Origin of the sequence: Enterobacter cloacae complex sp. 6730903, from assembly GCF_048283985.1 — a bacterium.
Taxonomy (GTDB): Bacteria; Pseudomonadota; Gammaproteobacteria; order Enterobacterales; family Enterobacteriaceae; genus Enterobacter; species Enterobacter hormaechei_C.
The window spans coordinates 89,385-105,824 of the sequence record NZ_JBLVXX010000005.1 but is presented as its reverse complement, the minus strand read 5'-3'; the positions used below and the strand labels follow the sequence as shown (position 1 = coordinate 105,824).

Sequence of the window (16,440 nt, the reverse complement as noted above, 5' to 3'; positions counted from 1 at the left end):
TTTCACGTATCCTCAGATATAAAAAACCCCGCCAACGGCGGGGTTTTTTGTCACACTGTCAATCAAGCGTTTTTTTTCGCTTTCTTGTCAGCCTTTACAACTGCGGGGATTTCAACTTTTACGGCTGCGACATCGCTTTCAGTGAAGTTACGACCGTAATAAGTATCCAGCAGGATCTGTTTCAGTTCGGAAATCAGTGGGTAGCGCGGGTTAGCACCAGTACACTGGTCATCGAATGCATCTTCAGACAGTTTATCTACGTGAGCGAGGAAGTCAGCTTCCTGAACGCCTGCTTCGCGGATAGATTTAGGAATACCCAGTTCAGCCTTCAGACTTTCCAGCCATGCCAGCAATTTCTCGATCTTCGCGGCAGTACGGTCGCCCGGTGCGCTCAGACCCAGGTGATCTGCGATTTCAGCATAACGACGGCGTGCCTGTGGACGGTCGTACTGGCTGAAGGCAGTCTGCTTGGTTGGGTTGTCGTTGGCGTTATAGCGGATAACGTTGCTGATCAACAGGGCGTTCGCCAGACCGTGAGGAATGTGGAACTGTGAACCCAGCTTGTGCGCCATGGAGTGACAAACACCCAGGAAGGCGTTAGCAAACGCGATGCCCGCGATGGTTGCCGCACTGTGTACACGTTCACGCGCTACAGGGTTTTTCGAACCTTCGTTGTAAGAAGCTGGCAGGTTTTCTTTCAGCAGTTTCAGTGCCTGCAAAGCCTGACCGTCAGAGAACTCAGAAGCCAGTACGGAAACGTAAGCTTCCAGAGCGTGAGTTACCGCATCCAGACCACCGAACGCACACAGTGATTTCGGCATTTCCATGACCAGGTTAGCGTCAACGATAGCCATATCTGGCGTCAGTGCGTAGTCAGCCAGCGGGTATTTCTGACCGGTTGCGTCATCAGTCACAACGGCAAATGGCGTCACTTCTGAACCAGTACCGGAAGTGGTGGTGACGGCGATCATTTTCGCTTTCACGCCCATTTTCGGGAACTTGTAGATACGTTTACGGATATCCATAAAGCGCAGCGCCAGTTCTTCGAAGTGAGTTTCCGGATGCTCGTACATCACCCACATAATTTTCGCGGCGTCCATTGGGGAACCGCCACCCAGCGCGATGATCACATCAGGTTTGAAGGAGTTCGCCAGTTCAGCGCCTTTACGTACAACGCTCAGGGTTGGGTCAGCTTCAACTTCAAAGAAGACTTCAGTTTCGACGCCAGCCGCTTTCAGAACAGAGGTGATCTGGTCTGCATAGCCATTGTTGAACAGGAAACGGTCAGTCACGATGAGCGCACGTTTGTGGCCATCAGTAATCACTTCATCCAGCGCGATTGGCAGAGAGCCGCGGCGGAAGTAGATAGATTTCGGAAGTTTGTGCCACAACATGTTTTCAGCTCGCTTAGCAACGGTTTTCTTGTTGATCAGGTGTTTTGGACCAACGTTTTCAGAGATGGAGTTACCACCCCAGGAACCACAACCCAGAGTCAGGGAAGGTGCGAGTTTGAAGTTGTACAGGTCACCGATACCACCCTGAGAAGCAGGGGTGTTGATCAGGATACGTGCTGTCTTCATCTTCTGACCGAAGTAAGCAACACGCTCAGGCTGGTTATCCTGGTCGGTGTACAGGCAAGAGGTGTGGCCGATACCGCCCATCGCCACCAGTTTCTCTGCTTTTTCTACCGCGTCATCGAAATCTTTCGCACGGTACATTGCCAGCGTCGGGGAGAGTTTCTCGTGAGCAAACGGCTCACTTTCATCAACGACTTTCACTTCACCAATCAGAATCTTGGTGGTAGCAGGGACGCTAAAGCCAGCGAGTTCAGCGATTTTATACGCTGGCTGACCTACGATAGCCGCGTTCAACGCGCCATTTTTCAGAATTACGTCCTGAACAGCTTTCAGTTCTTTACCTTGCAACAGGTAGCCGCCGTGGCTGGCGAAACGTTCACGAACGGCGTCGTATACCGAATCAACCACGACAACTGACTGTTCAGATGCGCAGATAACGCCGTTATCGAAGGTTTTAGACATCAGCACAGAAGCAACTGCACGCTTGATATCTGCCGTTTCGTCGATCACAACAGGGGTATTACCTGCGCCTACGCCGATGGCTGGTTTACCGGAGCTGTATGCTGCTTTAACCATACCAGGACCACCGGTCGCCAGAATCAGGTTAATGTCCGGGTGATGCATCAGGGCGTTGGACAGTTCAACGGAAGGTTGGTCGATCCAGCCGATGAGATCTTTTGGCGCACCCGCCGCAATTGCAGCCTGAAGCACGATATCTGCTGCTTTGTTGGTGGCGTCCTTCGCACGTGGATGCGGGGAGAAAATGATTGCGTTACGTGTCTTCAGGCTGATGAGAGATTTGAAGATGGCGGTAGAGGTTGGGTTAGTGGTTGGAACGATACCGCAAATGATGCCGATCGGTTCTGCAATGGTGATGGTGCCGAAAGTATCGTCTTCTGACAGCACACCGCAGGTTTTCTCATCTTTATAGGCGTTGTAGATATACTCTGAAGCAAAGTGGTTTTTGATCACTTTATCTTCAACGATACCCATGCCGGATTCGGCAACGGCCATTTTAGCGAGAGGGATTCGAGCATCAGCAGCAGCCAGAGCGGCCGCGCGGAAGATTTTATCAACCTGTTCTTGGGTGAAATTGGCATATTCACGCTGGGCTTTTTTCACGCGCTCGACGAGGGCGTTCAGTTCAGCGATATTGGTAACAGCCATAATGCTCTCCTGATAATGTTTAAACTCTTTTAGTAAACCAGCGCTCGATACGTCTGACAGTATAGTCAGAGCCGATCCCACTTGCGTAACACACAGTAAAACAAAGGATTACTCACTGCTCCAGCTCACTAATTTACTAAAAGAGCCTTACCTTAGCATCATACCTTTTTGATAGGTGATCTCCCTGGCGGCGTAACCAAGATTACTCACTTCTGAGTACGAAAATTATGATCGAGATCAATTTTGTCCTAAGCTGATACCTTTCAGCAGGGTTATTTTGTGCTAATTATTCTACTGTTAAATAATTAAGTAACTATTGGAAGCGGCGATATCATTGATTACACAAATGTTTAACATCATGAATTGATAACGTTTAAGAACAGATTTCTGGTGAAGTGTGCGGCTAAAAAGCGTATCTTCAGCGCGGATTTATCATGACACGCAGTTTCTCCCTGGCCATGCTCAATTGCGGAGCTTAATGTGATTCAAACGCTCTTTGATTTCCCTACATATTTCAAGTTTTTTATCGGCTTGTTTGCTCTGGTTAACCCGGTAGGGATCATCCCTGTCTTCATCAGTATGACCAGCTATCAGACGGCTGCGGCACGAAATAAAACCAACCTGACGGCAAACCTGTCGGTGGCCATCATCTTGCTTACTTCTCTTTATCTCGGGGACGCCATTCTTCAGGTCTTCGGCATCTCGATTGATTCGTTCCGTATAGCAGGCGGGATCCTGGTGGTGACGATTGCCATGTCGATGATCAGCGGCAAGCTGGGGGAGGATAAACAGAACAAGCAGGAAAAATCAGAGACAGCTATCCGCGAGAGCATCGGGGTCGTGCCACTGGCACTGCCGCTGATGGCGGGCCCGGGGGCGATCAGTTCCACAATCGTCTGGGGAACGCGCTACCACAGCCTGATGCACCTGATTGGCTTTTCCGTCGCTATTGCGCTGTTCGCACTGTGCTGCTGGGGCGTATTTCGTATGGCGCCATGGCTGGTTCGCTTGCTGGGACAAACGGGCATCAACGTGATTACCCGTATCATGGGTCTGTTGTTAATGGCGTTGGGCATCGAATTTATCGTTACCGGTATAAAAAGTATATTCCCCGGGTTAGTACACTGACTTTCATTTGAAAGAGCGGAGCCAGCGGCTCCGTTTTTTACGTGATTATCTGCAAATCATATAAATAAAGTTGAAATAGGCGCCAGTCATAATAAGTTCTACTAATAACTCTCTTTTGTTGTTTTTCAAGAGGTTGTTTATTTTCATTTCCCCTTGCCGCGCATAAATTCCTCAAACCCTCTGTTATTTTACTCACATGATACTCTGGGGCTTGCTGACAGATAACCGAAATGATATTAGTAATTTCGACGCTGACTCAGACGAATGTGCTAAATAATAATCAATTGTTAAATTATCGTGAAAAATCGTTCAGCTAAGCTATGTCGTCGCGTTTGGAGCAACAAAATTTCTTATCTGTATGAATTACATGTCTTTTTGTTGATTTCGGCGTAAGCCAGGGTTGGCGCCATAGTTATGCCAGTCATCGTAAAAGAGAAATGCTTAACAAATTTGCAAAATGTATTGGCGAGAGTTGGCACCATTTGGTACTTTCCGGCCTTATATTTTGCAGCATTAAACAAGTTGATGAGAACTATTTTCATATAGCCCTCACATAAGATATCCAACGCATCTCTCTGACAGGGGAGAGGTGTAAAGAATCGACGCAAGACCGCCGAACGAGCGGTCAGTAATAATGAAGTCGGTGATAGCAAGAAGTAAAAAAAGAACCTGACAGTAGCAAAAAAAACTCCTGCGCTGTACAGGCCCCAACAGGGGATTACACAACTGGCGAAGGCTGGTCATTATAATGAGTGGAGTATCAACACAATGTCCATCATCACAAAAAAAAGTCTGGTAGCGGCGGGGATTTTAACTGCGCTAATCGCGGGCAACGCTGCAATGGCTGCGGACGTTCCTGCTGGTGTTCAGCTGGCTGAGAAGCAAACGCTGGTACGTAATAACGGTGCGGAAGTGCAGTCTCTTGATCCGCACAAAATTGAAGGTGTTCCAGAGTCTAACGTCAACCGCGATCTGTTTGAAGGTCTGCTGGTGACTGACGTAGACGGCCACCCGGCTCCGGGCGTGGCGGAAAAATGGGACAACAAAGATTTTAAAGTCTGGACCTTCCATCTGCGTAAAGATGCCAAATGGTCCGACGGTACGCCGGTTACCGCCGAAGATTTCGTCTATAGCTGGCAGCGTCTGGCGGATCCAAATACCGCCTCCCCGTATGCGAGTTACCTCCAGTATGGCCATATTGCCAATATCGATGACATCATCACGGGTAAAAAGCCCGTAACCGACCTGGGCGTAAAAGCCATCGATGCCAACACCTTTGAAGTGACGTTGAGCGAACCTGTTCCGTACTTCTATAAGCTGCTGGTTCACCCGTCCGTCTCCCCGGTACCAAAATCCGCAGTAGAAAAATTTGGTGAAAAATGGACGCAGCCTGCGAATATCGTGACCAACGGTGCATATAAGCTGAAGGACTGGGTCGTTAACGAACGTATGGTGCTGGAGCGTAACCCGCAGTATTGGGATAATGCGAAGACCGTTATCAATCAGGTCACCTACCTGCCAATCTCTTCTGAAGTGACGGACGTAAACCGCTACCGCAGCGGTGAAATCGACATGACCTATAACAACATGCCGATTGAACTGTTCCAGAAACTGAAAAAAGAGATCCCGAAAGAAGTTCACGTCGATCCGTATCTGTGCACCTACTATTACGAAATTAACAACCAGAAAGCACCGTTCACCGACGTACGTGTTCGTACCGCACTGAAGCTGGCGCTGGATCGCGACATTATCGTGAATAAAGTGAAGAATCAGGGCGACCTGCCGGCTTACAGCTACACCCCGCCTTACACCGACGGTATGAAACTGGTTGAACCTGAATGGTTCAAATGGTCCCAGGAAAAACGTAACGAAGAAGCGAAAAAACTGCTGGCAGAAGCTGGCTATACCGCCGACAAGCCGCTGACCTTTAGCCTGCTGTATAACACCTCCGATCTGCATAAAAAACTGGCTATTGCCGTCGCGTCAATCTGGAAGAAAAACCTCGGCGTGAACGTGAAGCTGGAAAACCAGGAATGGAAAACCTTCCTCGATACGCGCCATCAGGGAACCTTTGACGTGGCACGTGCAGGATGGTGTGCGGACTATAACGAACCGACTTCATTCCTGAACACCATGCTGAGCGACAGTTCGAACAACACCGCACACTATAAGAGCCCGGCGTTTGATAAGCTGATTGGCGAAACCCTGAAGGTGGCAGATGACGCCCAGCGCGCCGATCTGTACGCCAAATCAGAACAACAGCTCGATAAAGACTCTGCGATCGTTCCGGTTTACTACTACGTTAATGCCCGCCTGGTGAAACCATGGGTAGGGGGTTATACCGGTAAAGACCCGTTGGATAATATTTCCGTTAAGAATCTTTATATTATCAAGCATTAATGGCAATACGTGGGGCGAGCGAGCTTGCCCCACTGTGTCTATTTTGTAACATTCATCAGGCACACGCCAGAAGGTACGGGCAATGTTGAAATTTATCCTGCGTCGCTGTCTTGAAGCGATTCCAACGTTATTTATTCTAATTACAATTTCCTTCTTCATGATGCGTCTTGCGCCGGGCAGTCCTTTTACCGGTGAACGCACGCTTCCGCCAGAAGTTATGGCCAACATCGAAGCGAAATACCATTTAAACGATCCTATCACCACGCAGTACTTCAACTATCTGAAGCAACTTGCCCACGGTGATTTTGGTCCGTCATTTAAATATAAAGACTACTCCGTTAACGACCTGGTGGCGTCCAGCTTCCCGGTATCGGCTAAATTAGGGGCTGCTGCATTTATCCTGGCCGTTGTTCTCGGTGTCACTGCGGGCGTTATCGCTGCGCTAAAACAAAATACCCGATGGGATTACGCCGTAATGGGGGTCGCAATGACCGGGGTGGTTATCCCCAGCTTCGTTGTCGCGCCGTTGCTGGTCATGATATTCGCCATAACCCTGAAATGGCTTCCCGGGGGCGGCTGGAACGGCGGGGCGCTGAAGTTCATGATATTGCCGATGGTGGCATTATCTCTGGCCTACATCGCCAGCATCGCCCGTATTACCCGCGGTTCAATGATTGAAGTCCTGCACTCGAACTTCATCCGTACCGCCCGTGCGAAAGGGCTGCCGATGCGCCGGATTATTTTCCGTCATGCCCTCAAGCCTGCACTGTTACCGGTACTCTCCTATATGGGTCCGGCTTTCGTCGGCATTATCACCGGCTCAATGGTGATTGAAACCATTTATGGCCTGCCAGGTATCGGGCAGCTGTTTGTTAACGGGGCGCTTAACCGTGACTATTCGCTGGTGCTGAGCCTGACGATCCTCGTGGGCGCGCTGACCATTCTGTTTAATGCCGTTGTCGATGTGCTGTATGCCGTTATCGACCCGAAAATCCGTTACTAACTGGAGCACGCCATGATGTTGAGTAAGAAAAACAGCGAGGCGCTGGAAAACTTCAGTGAAAAGCTGGAGGTCGAAGGTCGTAGCCTTTGGCAGGACGCCCGCCGTCGTTTTATGCATAACCGTGCCGCCGTTGCCAGCCTGGTCGTGCTGGTGCTTATCGCGCTGTTTGTAACCCTGGCGCCAATGCTCTCTCAGTTCACCTATTTCGATACGGACTGGGGCATGATGTCCAGCGCGCCGGATATGGAATCCGGGCACTATTTCGGTACCGACTCTTCCGGGCGTGATTTGCTGGTGCGTGTGGCGATTGGCGGCCGTATCTCCCTGATGGTTGGCATCGCAGCGGCGCTGGTGGCGGTGATTGTCGGCACGCTTTACGGTTCGCTTTCCGGTTACCTCGGCGGGAAAGTGGACTCCGTGATGATGCGTATGCTTGAAATCCTGAACTCCTTCCCGTTCATGTTCTTCGTCATTCTGCTGGTGACCTTCTTTGGTCAAAATATCCTGCTGATCTTCGTGGCGATCGGGATGGTGTCCTGGCTGGATATGGCGCGTATTGTGCGCGGCCAGACGCTGAGCCTCAAACGTAAGGAGTTTATCGAAGCCGCACAGGTTGGGGGCGTTTCTACCGCCAATATTGTGGTGCGTCATATCGTTCCTAACGTGCTGGGCGTGGTGGTGGTATACGCCTCCCTGCTGGTGCCAAGTATGATCCTGTTTGAATCTTTCCTGAGCTTCCTGGGATTAGGTACGCAGGAGCCGTTGAGTAGCTGGGGCGCTCTGTTAAGTGATGGCGCAAACTCCATGGAAGTGTCACCGTGGTTACTGCTGTATCCGGCGGGCTTCCTGGTCGTCACCCTGTTCTGTTTCAACTTTATCGGCGATGGCCTGCGTGATGCCCTCGACCCGAAAGACCGTTAAGGAGCGCCGTCATGACCATTATTGAAACGGCAACCGCGCCACAGGCGCAACAGCGGACCAGCGCACTGCTGGACGTTAAAGACCTCCGCGTGACGTTTAAAACCCCCGACGGTGATGTTACTGCCGTTAACGATCTCAACTTCGACCTGCGTGCCGGTGAAACGCTGGGCATTGTGGGCGAATCCGGTTCCGGTAAATCCCAGACCGCATTCGCGCTGATGGGCCTGCTGGCGTCAAACGGCGTGATCGGTGGTTCGGCGACGTTTAACGGGAAAGAGATCCTGAATTTGCCGGAACATGAGCTGAACAAGCTGCGCGCCGAGCAGATTTCAATGATTTTCCAGGATCCGATGACGTCCCTGAACCCCTATATGCGGGTGGGTGAACAGCTGATGGAAGTGCTGATGCTCCACAAGGGGCTGGGTAAAGCCGAAGCGTTTGAAGAGTCCGTCAAAATGCTGGATGCGGTGAAAATGCCTGAAGCACGCAAGCGCATGCGCATGTATCCGCACGAGTTCTCCGGCGGTATGCGCCAGCGCGTCATGATCGCGATGGCATTGCTTTGTCGGCCAAAACTGCTGATCGCTGATGAACCGACCACCGCCCTGGATGTAACCGTCCAGGCGCAGATCATGACGTTGCTGAACGAGCTGAAGCGCGAGTTCAACACCGCCATCATTATGATCACCCACGATTTAGGCGTCGTTGCCGGGATCTGCGACAAAGTGTTAGTCATGTATGCAGGCCGCACGATGGAATACGGTAATGCTCGCGATGTGTTTTACCAGCCAGCCCATCCGTACTCTATCGGGCTGCTGAATGCCGTACCGCGTCTTGATGCGGAAGGGGAGTCGCTGCTGACTATCCCGGGCAACCCGCCAAACCTGCTGCGTCTGCCAAAAGGCTGCCCGTTCCAGCCGCGTTGTCCGCATGCGATGGAAATCTGTAACAGCGCACCGCCGCTGGAAGCGTTTGCCCCAGGCCGTCTGCGCGCCTGCTTTAAGCCGCTGGAGGAGCTGGTATGAACGCAATCGACGAAAAAAGAAATGTGCTGCTTGAAATCGCTGACCTGAAGGTCCATTTCGATATCAAAGACGGTAAACAGTGGTTCTGGCAGCCTGCCAAAACCCTGAAAGCGGTGGATGGCGTCACGCTACGCCTGTACGAAGGGGAGACCCTGGGCGTGGTGGGCGAATCCGGCTGCGGCAAATCGACATTTGCGCGGGCGATCATCGGCCTGGTGAAAGCCACCGACGGAAAAGTGGCCTGGCTTGGCAAAGATCTGCTGGGGATGAAGCCGGATGAATGGCGCGACGTGCGCAGCGGCTCGGCAATGATTTCGCCAATGGTCATACGCGGATTCAGGGACGCCAGCGGATCCTGGAAAATCATCTGGATGTCGCTGCGCACCTATCATCCGAAGATGCCGCGCCAGGAAGTTCGCGACCGGGTGAAAGCGATGATGCTGAAGGTGGGTCTGCTGCCTAACCTCATCAACCGCTACCCACATGAGTTTTCCGGCGGTCAGTGCCAGCGTATCGGTATCGCACGCGCGTTGATCCTTGAACCAAAGCTGATTATCTGTGATGAGCCGGTTTCAGCGCTGGACGTCTCCATCCAGGCCCAGGTGGTTAACCTGCTACAGAAACTGCAACGGGAAATGGGGCTGTCGCTGATCTTCATTGCCCACGATCTGGCGGTGGTAAAACACATTTCGGACCGTGTGCTGGTCATGTATCTGGGCCACGCCGTGGAGCTGGGCACGTATGATGAGGTGTACCACAATCCGCTGCACCCTTATACCAAAGCGCTGATGTCTGCGGTTCCCGTTCCGGACCCCGATCTGGAAAAAAATAAAACCATTCAGCTTCTGGAAGGTGAACTGCCTTCGCCAATCAACCCGCCTTCAGGCTGCGTATTCCGTACTCGATGCCCAATAGCCGGGCCGGAATGTGCAAAAACACGGCCGGTTCTGGAGGGCAGTTTCCGACATGCGGTTTCCTGCCTGAAAGTAGACCCGTTATAATCGCAAGGGCTGACATGATGTCAGCCCTTATTTTTCGAGGTTAATGTGTCGCGATTATTCACGTCGGCCCGTCAGCGGCTGTATCACCTTTTATTTGATCCTGAAACGGTTTCCGGTCGCCGCTTCGAAGGTCTGTGTGGTTTATTTGCGCTGATTAGCGTCATTATTATCTTTATCGAATCCGGCGCCGGAACGCAGTACCACATGACGTATGAGGAGTGGCACGTTTTCGTCTGGCTGGAATTGATTGTCACGCTGGTGTTTACTGCGGAATATGTGCTGAGGGTCATTAGCTGGCCGAATCCGGCGAAATACGTTTTCAGCTTCTGGGGATTTATTGATTTAGCCACCATCCTGCCGCTGTATGTCATGTGGCTGTGGCCTGAGATCAGCCTGAATTATGTGTTTGCCTGGCGTGCAATGCGGGCGATTCGTGTGTTACGGATTCTCAAACTGCTGCGCTTTATGCCGTCGCTGCGGGTTTTTTGGGTTGCCATTGTCAGCGCCCGCCACCAGCTGATTCTCTTCTATTCGTTTATTGCTATCGTGATGATCGTTTTTGGCTCCCTGATGTATTTAATCGAAGGGCCGAAATACGGGTTTACCACGCTTAATGCGTCTGTTTACTGGGCTATCGTCACGGTGACCACCGTGGGCTATGGTGATATTACCCCGCATACGCCGCTCGGACGTATTGTGGCATCGGTTCTTATCCTGATCGGCTATTCGGTGATAGCGATTCCGACGGGCCTAATTACCACCCATATGAGCAGCGCCTTCCAGAACAGCAAGCAGCAACGCAAATGTCCGAATTGTCAGCAGGGGAATCATGAACCCGGCGCGCGGTTTTGTCACCGCTGTGGAAATGCCTTACCGGATTAAATAAAAAAGGCTGCGTGGGCAGCCTTTTTTATTATTCGCGCCAGAGAATATGGCACAGTTTGTGATCTTTCTCGCGGCACAGCAGGACGCGGGCAAAGATGTCGTTAATTTCTCCGCCGTCTTCATCTGCCAGGCCAATCACCACCTCGGCGAAGAAGTCCGGGTTGAGATCAAAATCGACATGTTCGGCCCAGTCTTCAGACGGATCGAACAGCTCAGCACCGCCACGCTCTTCAAATTGCAGGTTGAAAAGAATGACGTCAGCAGGGTCGAGATTATCGACCGCCAGCTCGAGAAAAATATCGTAGGCCTGTTCGAGCGTTTCGTCTTCGGTCAGGCGATTGTTCAGATCCATTTCCATGATGACTACCTGTTAAACATCGTTGGGCACGTTTTACAGCAACGGACTAAAGAAGTAAAACAGTCGTTCGGCAATTCGCTGCCACAGCGGACGTTTCGCCCACAGTCTGGCGTCCAGCAGGCGTGAGCGGGAGATATAATCGTCCTGAACCGCCGCCAGATCGCCACCGAACCCGGCGTCATCAATGACCAGCGTAATTTCAAAATTCAGCCATAGGCTGCGCATATCGAGGTTGACGGTACCCACCAGGCTCAGCTCTCCGTCCACCAGCACGCTCTTGGTGTGTAACAGCCCGCCTTCGAACTGATAAATTTTAACGCCTGCGGCCAGCAGCTCACTAAAGAACGCGCGGCTTGCCCATCCCACCAGCAGCGAATCGTTCTTGCGCGGCATAATAATGCTCACATCCACTCCGCGCTGTGCCGCTGTACAGATGGCATGCAGAAGGTCGTCGCTGGGAACGAAATAGGGCGTGGTCATGATCAGATATTCCCGCGCGGAGTACGCGGCGGTAAGCAGTGCCTGATGGATCAGATCTTCCGGGAAGCCAGGACCGGAGGCGATAGTGTGGATAGTGTGCCCGCTGGCTTCCTCAAACGGCATGATATTGCCATCCGGCGGCGGGGGAAGAATGCGTTTACCGGTTTCAATTTCCCAGTCGCAGGAGTAGACGATGCCCATTGAGGTCGCGATCGGTCCCTCCATCCGCGCCATCAGATCGATCCATTGCCCCACGCCGGAATCCTGCTTGAAGAAGCGGGGGTCAACCATGTTCATGCTGCCGGTGTAGGCGATGTAGTTATCGATCAGAACCATTTTCCGGTGCTGGCGGAGATCCATGCGGCGCAGAAAGACGCGGAAAAGATTCACTTTTAGCGCCTCGACCACCTCGATACCGGCGTTGCGCATCATGCCTGCCCACGGGCTACGGAAAAAGGCCACGCTGCCAGCGGAGTCCAGCATCAGGCGGCAGTGGATACCGCGACGTGCAGCGGCCATTAGCGATTCGGCGACCTGGTCCGCCATGCCGCCCGGCTGCCAGATATAAAACACCATCTCGATATTATGCCGGGCGAGCTGGATATCACGGATCAGCGCCTGCATCACATCATCAGAAGAGGTCATCAGTTGCAGCTGATTGCCTTTTACCCCAGCAATCCCCTGGCGGCGTTCGCACAGCTTGAACAGAGATGCGGCCACGCTACTGTTCTCTTCAGCGAAGATATGCTTGCAGGCTTTAAGGTCGGCAAGCCATTTCGCCGTGGAGGGCCACATGGCGCGGGCGCGTTCGGCGCGGCGTTTACCCAGATGAAGTTCACCGAAAGAGAGATAGGCGATGATGCCCACCAGCGGCAGAATGTAGATAATCAGAAGCCAGGCCATGGCGGAAGGTACCGCTCTGCGTTTCATCAGAATGCGCAACGTCACCCCGGCAATTAACAGCCAGTATCCTAAAATGACCAGCCAACTCACCACGGTGTAGAAGGTTGTCATAAATAAAAAATCCTTTTGAAAGCGTATTGTTATGAGTTTACGCATCAGGATTCATCTGGCAAATAAAAACGGCAGATAAAAGCGCTGGTTTGCCGCCTGCTTAGGCATATAATGGCATTTCTGTTAGAGAAAGAGTTGTAGACATGAAGCGCAGTAGAACTGAAGTTGGGCGCTGGCGCATGTTGCGACAGGTGAGTCGTCGTAAGGCTCGTTGGCTGGAAGCACAATCCCGCCGCAATATGCGTATCCACGCCATCAGAAAATGTGGCCTGAACAGACACCGTAACGCGCTGTTGTTCGCGGTCCAGGACATCTGAAAAGCATGAAGGGCACCGTAAAGGTGCCCATTAAACATCCAGGCTATCAATTTTTGCAGTCTCTTCCCATCTGCTTTCCGCGATATACTAAGTCCCCATAACGTCATGATATTAAAAGATGAATCCTTATCTCTGGATTTTTATTGTACTTTTGGCGCTGGATGCGCTCAGGGAAGATTTAGGACTTTCGTCATTTTCCTCATTGGCAGATTATGTTTTCGCATGGGGAATACATTGGCTTTATTAAAGGAAAAAAGGATGAACGGAAAAGTAATGGCAGCACTCTTTGGGATTGCGATATTAAGCGGTTGTGCCAGCAGCAAAACCTCACCCGAGCGGCACGCGTTTTATTTCGTGTCGCATCAGTCCAGCTTTACTGGCGGCAATTACACCTCCAGCGTGCAGAAAAATTATCAGCTGAACGTGGCGCAGTTCCGCGAGCTTTATGCCCGGGGCAAAGCTGACCGCGCGGAAGGGCGGACTCAGGCTGAAGCCAGTGAATACGCGCAAAGCATTCGCGATCAGCTAAAAGAAAATGCGAAGTCGCAGGAATTGTTCGCAGGCAACGCGAAGGATAAATGGTCTTCGGACATGGACAGTAAAGACGCCCTGTTATTTGGTAACGAACTGGCCGCGACTTATCTTGATGGCTATAACGGCGTACAATAGCGCAACTGATTCAGGGGATACCGTAATTACCGGTATCCCCACTGTTTTTGAGCGAAAGGAGTAAGACGTGTTTGCGGAGTTTGGTGTACTGAATTTCTGGACCTATGTTGTCGGCGCATTTTTTATCGTGCTGGTTCCGGGACCGAACACCTTGTTTGTGCTGAAAACAGGGATTGGCCACGGCGTTAAGAAAGGCTATCTGGCAGCCACCGGTGTGTTTATTGGTGATGCCGTGCTGATGTTTCTGGCCTGGGCGGGCGTCGCCGCGTTGATCCAGACCACTCCGGTATTATTTAATATTGTCCGCTATCTGGGCGCGTTTTATCTGCTGTGGCTGGGCGGGAAAATGCTTTGGTCCGTTATAACGCGTCAAAAAAATGCGCACGAAAGTAGCGCCGAACCGGCAAGCGCAATCCTTAAGCGTTCGCTGGTGCTGAGCCTGACGAACCCGAAAGCGATTCTCTTTTACGTGTCGTTCTTCGTGCAGTTCATTGATGTCAATGCGAAGAATACCGGCACGTCGTTCCTGATCCTCGCCACAACGCTTGAGCTGATCAGCTTCATGTACATGAGCTTCCTGATTTTCTCAGGCGCGTTTGTCACGCGTTACCTGAAAACCAAAAAGAAACTGGCGAAGCTGGGGAACGGGTTGATAGGGCTGCTGTTTGTCGGATTTGCGGCGAGGCTGGCGTCGCTGCACTGAATGAAGAAAAGGCTCCCGAGGGAGCCTTTCGTTTCAGAACACTTTTTTATACGGGCGAACCGTGACTTTCTCGTAAACGCCGGCTGCGACGTACGGGTCTGCTTCTGCCCAGGCCTGTGCGGCTTCCAGAGATTCAAACTCGGCAATCACCGTTGAGCCGGTAAAACCCGCCGCGCCCGGATCGTTGCTGTCAACGGCAGGCATCGGGCCTGCGGTCAGCAACCGACCTTCATCCTGTAGCAACTGTAAACGCGCCAGATGGGCAGGGCGAACGGAAAGACGTTTTTCCAGAGAATCAGGTACATCTTCAGCGTAAATCACGTAAAGCACGGCAAAGCTCCTTAACCGGTAAAAGTGACAATTACGTTATGTGAAAGCACAAATGACTGCAATGTAAAGATAATAACAATGTTAAAACCCTGATCTGGATGCCCCTTTTTTGCCCTCATGTACGCTTAAATTGCGCCAGGACAAAGTGTCTTATTGAATATGATTGCTATTTGCATTTAAAATCGAGGTTCGGTTTTTTAACGTTGATGATTATGACTTCGATGACCCTTGATTTACCTCGCCGCTTTCCATGGCCGACGTTGCTTTCCGTCGTTATTCACGGTGCTGTCGTGGCGGGTCTGCTCTATACCTCGGTTCATCAGGTTATTGAAATGCCAGCGCCTGCGCAGCCAATTTCTGTGACCATGGTATCGCCTGCGGATCTTGAGCCGCCGCAGGTTGCGCCGCCGCCGCCACAGCCCGTTGCTGAACCCGAGCCGGAGCCAGAGCCCGAGCCGGTTCCTGAACCGCCGAAAGAAGCGCCGGTGGTGATCCATAAGCCGGAGCCGAAACCTAAGCCGAAGCCAAAACCCAAGCCGGTCAAAAAGGTGGAAGAGCGTCCGAAACGCGAAGTGCGTCCGGTTGAGCCACGCGCCACGCAGCCGGTTGAAAATGCCGCCCCGTCACGTCCGCTGATGAATAACACCACGACCGCGACAAAACCGACGGTAACGGCGCCAGCAGGCCCGCGCGCGCTGAGCCGTAACCAGCCGCAGTACCCGGCACGTGCTCAGGCGTTACGTATTGAAGGGCGTGTACGGGTGAAATTCGACGTTACGGCTGATGGACGTGTGGATAACGTGGAAATCCTGTCCGCACAGCCGGCGAATATGTTTGAACGCGAAGTTAAATCGGCCATGCGCAGGTGGCGCTATGAAGCCGGTAAACCCGGCAATGGGTTGATTGTGAACATTGTCTTCCGCCTGAACGGCGGGGCACAGATGGAATAAAAGAAGCCTCCGCAAGGAGGCTTTTTTTTACCTGAGGTTCAGCTCCGTGGGAGCTGGCGGGGCTTACCGTCGCTATCCACCGCCACGTAGATGAATAATGCCTCCGTCGCCTTATAGCGCTGACCAATCGGTTCAGAAGAGACTTTTTTCACCCATACTTCAATGTTGATGGAGACAGACGTATTGCCGCGTTTTACGCAGCGTGCATAACAGCACACCACGTCCCCCACCGCGACAGGGCGCAGAAAGGTCATGCCATCGACCCGGACGGTTACCACGCGCCCGTGTGCAATCTCTTTTGCCAGGATTGCACCGCCCATATCCATCTGCGACATCAACCAGCCGCCAAAAATATCGCCATTGGCATTCGTATCCGCAGGCATTGCCAGTGTGCGTAAAACCAGTTCGCCCTGAGGGGCGTCATTTGTTGTCATTGTTTTTAAACTCGTAACTGAAGACTTCAGGCGGGATGCTACTATGATTTCTGGCTGGAGAGAATAGGGTTAGCGCCC

Annotated in this window: 16 protein-coding genes and 1 pseudogene; 12 read left to right on the top strand and 5 right to left on the bottom strand. The window is 52.0% G+C overall.

Annotation, left to right across the window (positions count from 1 at the left end; translation table 11 throughout):
- Positions 1-62: 62 nt before the first annotated feature.
- Positions 63-2,744, bottom strand: coding sequence for a bifunctional acetaldehyde-CoA/alcohol dehydrogenase (gene adhE, locus ACNQ0W_RS04115; protein ID WP_003856730.1), 2,682 nt, complete (start codon positions 2,742-2,744; stop codon positions 63-65).
- A 480-nt stretch (positions 2,745-3,224) separates the two neighbouring features.
- Here adhE and ACNQ0W_RS04110 point away from each other — a divergent pair, with 480 nt between their 5' ends.
- The 7 genes and pseudogenes from ACNQ0W_RS04110 (at position 3,225) to ACNQ0W_RS04080 (ending at position 11,104) form a co-directional block, all read left to right on the top strand.
- Complete coding sequence (locus ACNQ0W_RS04110; protein WP_017384236.1) at positions 3,225-3,872, top strand: YchE family NAAT transporter; 648 nt, start codon at positions 3,225-3,227, stop codon at positions 3,870-3,872.
- Between the two features lie 768 nt (positions 3,873-4,640).
- A complete protein-coding gene (gene oppA, locus ACNQ0W_RS04105) occupies positions 4,641-6,272 on the top strand; it encodes an oligopeptide ABC transporter substrate-binding protein OppA (protein WP_003856736.1) in 1,632 nt (543 codons plus the stop codon).
- Between the two features lie 82 nt (positions 6,273-6,354).
- Positions 6,355-7,275, top strand: a complete 921-nt coding sequence (gene oppB, locus ACNQ0W_RS04100) for an oligopeptide ABC transporter permease OppB (RefSeq protein WP_003856738.1) — start codon at positions 6,355-6,357, stop codon at positions 7,273-7,275.
- 12 nt (positions 7,276-7,287) lie between these two features.
- Positions 7,288-8,196 (top strand): oligopeptide ABC transporter permease OppC, encoded by a 909-nt coding sequence (oppC, locus tag ACNQ0W_RS04095; protein ID WP_015570372.1) that lies wholly within the window; start codon positions 7,288-7,290, stop codon positions 8,194-8,196.
- A gap of 11 nt (positions 8,197-8,207) precedes the next feature.
- Positions 8,208-9,221, top strand: a complete 1,014-nt coding sequence (locus tag ACNQ0W_RS04090) for an ABC transporter ATP-binding protein (RefSeq protein WP_017384234.1) — start codon at positions 8,208-8,210, stop codon at positions 9,219-9,221.
- Positions 9,218-10,222 carry a murein tripeptide/oligopeptide ABC transporter ATP binding protein OppF gene (gene oppF / locus ACNQ0W_RS04085; RefSeq protein WP_059288163.1) on the top strand — a complete coding sequence of 335 codons (1,005 nt, stop codon included), beginning with the start codon at positions 9,218-9,220 and terminating at the stop codon, positions 10,220-10,222. The genes ACNQ0W_RS04090 and oppF overlap by 4 nt, the downstream gene beginning before the upstream one ends.
- Positions 10,223-10,236: 14 nt before the next feature.
- Positions 10,237-11,104, top strand: a pseudogene (locus tag ACNQ0W_RS04080) (ion transporter).
- A 31-nt stretch (positions 11,105-11,135) separates the two neighbouring features.
- Here ACNQ0W_RS04080 and ACNQ0W_RS04075 read toward each other — a convergent pair.
- Positions 11,136-11,465, bottom strand: coding sequence for an HI1450 family dsDNA-mimic protein (locus ACNQ0W_RS04075; protein ID WP_006810881.1), 330 nt, complete (start codon positions 11,463-11,465; stop codon positions 11,136-11,138).
- A gap of 33 nt (positions 11,466-11,498) precedes the next feature.
- On the bottom strand, positions 11,499-12,959 hold the full coding sequence (cls, locus tag ACNQ0W_RS04070) for a cardiolipin synthase (RefSeq protein ID WP_003856750.1): 1,461 nt from the start codon (positions 12,957-12,959) through the stop codon (positions 11,499-11,501).
- 143 nt (positions 12,960-13,102) lie between these two features.
- Between cls and ACNQ0W_RS04065 the strand changes: the two genes are divergently transcribed.
- The 4 genes from ACNQ0W_RS04065 (at position 13,103) to leuE (ending at position 14,648) form a co-directional block, all read left to right on the top strand.
- Positions 13,103-13,276: a YciY family protein gene (locus tag ACNQ0W_RS04065; protein WP_017384232.1), complete on the top strand. Its 174-nt coding sequence runs from the start codon at positions 13,103-13,105 to the stop codon at positions 13,274-13,276.
- Positions 13,277-13,394: 118 nt separating this feature from the next.
- Complete coding sequence (locus ACNQ0W_RS04060; RefSeq protein WP_208985927.1) at positions 13,395-13,523, top strand: KPN_01571 family protein; 129 nt, start codon at positions 13,395-13,397, stop codon at positions 13,521-13,523.
- An 11-nt stretch (positions 13,524-13,534) separates the two neighbouring features.
- Entirely contained in the window at positions 13,535-13,945 is a 411-nt protein-coding gene (locus ACNQ0W_RS04055; RefSeq protein WP_032609416.1) for an Exc2 family lipoprotein, read from the top strand.
- Positions 13,946-14,012: 67 nt separating this feature from the next.
- The gene (leuE, locus tag ACNQ0W_RS04050) at positions 14,013-14,648 is read left to right on the top strand and encodes a leucine efflux protein LeuE (RefSeq protein ID WP_045349658.1); all 636 of its coding nucleotides are present in this window, start codon (positions 14,013-14,015) and stop codon (positions 14,646-14,648) included.
- A 33-nt stretch (positions 14,649-14,681) separates the two neighbouring features.
- On the opposite strand, the gene ACNQ0W_RS04045 is transcribed toward leuE, so the two are convergent.
- The gene (locus tag ACNQ0W_RS04045; RefSeq protein ID WP_003856755.1) at positions 14,682-14,978 is read right to left on the bottom strand and encodes a YciI family protein; all 297 of its coding nucleotides are present in this window, start codon (positions 14,976-14,978) and stop codon (positions 14,682-14,684) included.
- 221 nt (positions 14,979-15,199) lie between these two features.
- Between ACNQ0W_RS04045 and tonB the strand changes: the two genes are divergently transcribed.
- Positions 15,200-15,928 carry a TonB system transport protein TonB gene (gene tonB / locus ACNQ0W_RS04040; protein ID WP_047747161.1) on the top strand — a complete coding sequence of 243 codons (729 nt, stop codon included), beginning with the start codon at positions 15,200-15,202 and terminating at the stop codon, positions 15,926-15,928.
- 38 nt (positions 15,929-15,966) lie between these two features.
- Here the strand turns inward: tonB and yciA are convergent, their stop codons facing one another.
- Complete coding sequence (gene yciA, locus ACNQ0W_RS04035) at positions 15,967-16,362, bottom strand: acyl-CoA thioester hydrolase YciA (RefSeq protein WP_003856759.1); 396 nt, start codon at positions 16,360-16,362, stop codon at positions 15,967-15,969.
- Between the last annotated feature and the right edge of the window lie 78 nt (positions 16,363-16,440).

Coding starts and splice junctions, on each gene's coding strand:
- adhE (WP_003856730.1), bottom strand. CDS start 2,744: ATGGCTGTTACCAATATCGCTGAACTGAACGCCCTCGTCGAGCGCGTG.
- oppA (WP_003856736.1), top strand. CDS start 4,641: ATGTCCATCATCACAAAAAAAAGTCTGGTAGCGGCGGGGATTTTAACT.
- oppB (WP_003856738.1), top strand. CDS start 6,355: ATGTTGAAATTTATCCTGCGTCGCTGTCTTGAAGCGATTCCAACGTTA.
- oppC (WP_015570372.1), top strand. CDS start 7,288: ATGATGTTGAGTAAGAAAAACAGCGAGGCGCTGGAAAACTTCAGTGAA.
- ACNQ0W_RS04090 (WP_017384234.1), top strand. CDS start 8,208: ATGACCATTATTGAAACGGCAACCGCGCCACAGGCGCAACAGCGGACC.
- oppF (WP_059288163.1), top strand. CDS start 9,218: ATGAACGCAATCGACGAAAAAAGAAATGTGCTGCTTGAAATCGCTGAC.
- ACNQ0W_RS04075 (WP_006810881.1), bottom strand. CDS start 11,465: ATGGAAATGGATCTGAACAATCGCCTGACCGAAGACGAAACGCTCGAA.
- cls (WP_003856750.1), bottom strand. CDS start 12,959: ATGACAACCTTCTACACCGTGGTGAGTTGGCTGGTCATTTTAGGATAC.
- ACNQ0W_RS04065 (WP_017384232.1), top strand. CDS start 13,103: ATGAAGCGCAGTAGAACTGAAGTTGGGCGCTGGCGCATGTTGCGACAG.
- ACNQ0W_RS04060 (WP_208985927.1), top strand. CDS start 13,395: ATGAATCCTTATCTCTGGATTTTTATTGTACTTTTGGCGCTGGATGCG.
- ACNQ0W_RS04055 (WP_032609416.1), top strand. CDS start 13,535: ATGAACGGAAAAGTAATGGCAGCACTCTTTGGGATTGCGATATTAAGC.
- tonB (WP_047747161.1), top strand. CDS start 15,200: ATGACCCTTGATTTACCTCGCCGCTTTCCATGGCCGACGTTGCTTTCC.
- yciA (WP_003856759.1), bottom strand. CDS start 16,362: ATGACAACAAATGACGCCCCTCAGGGCGAACTGGTTTTACGCACACTG.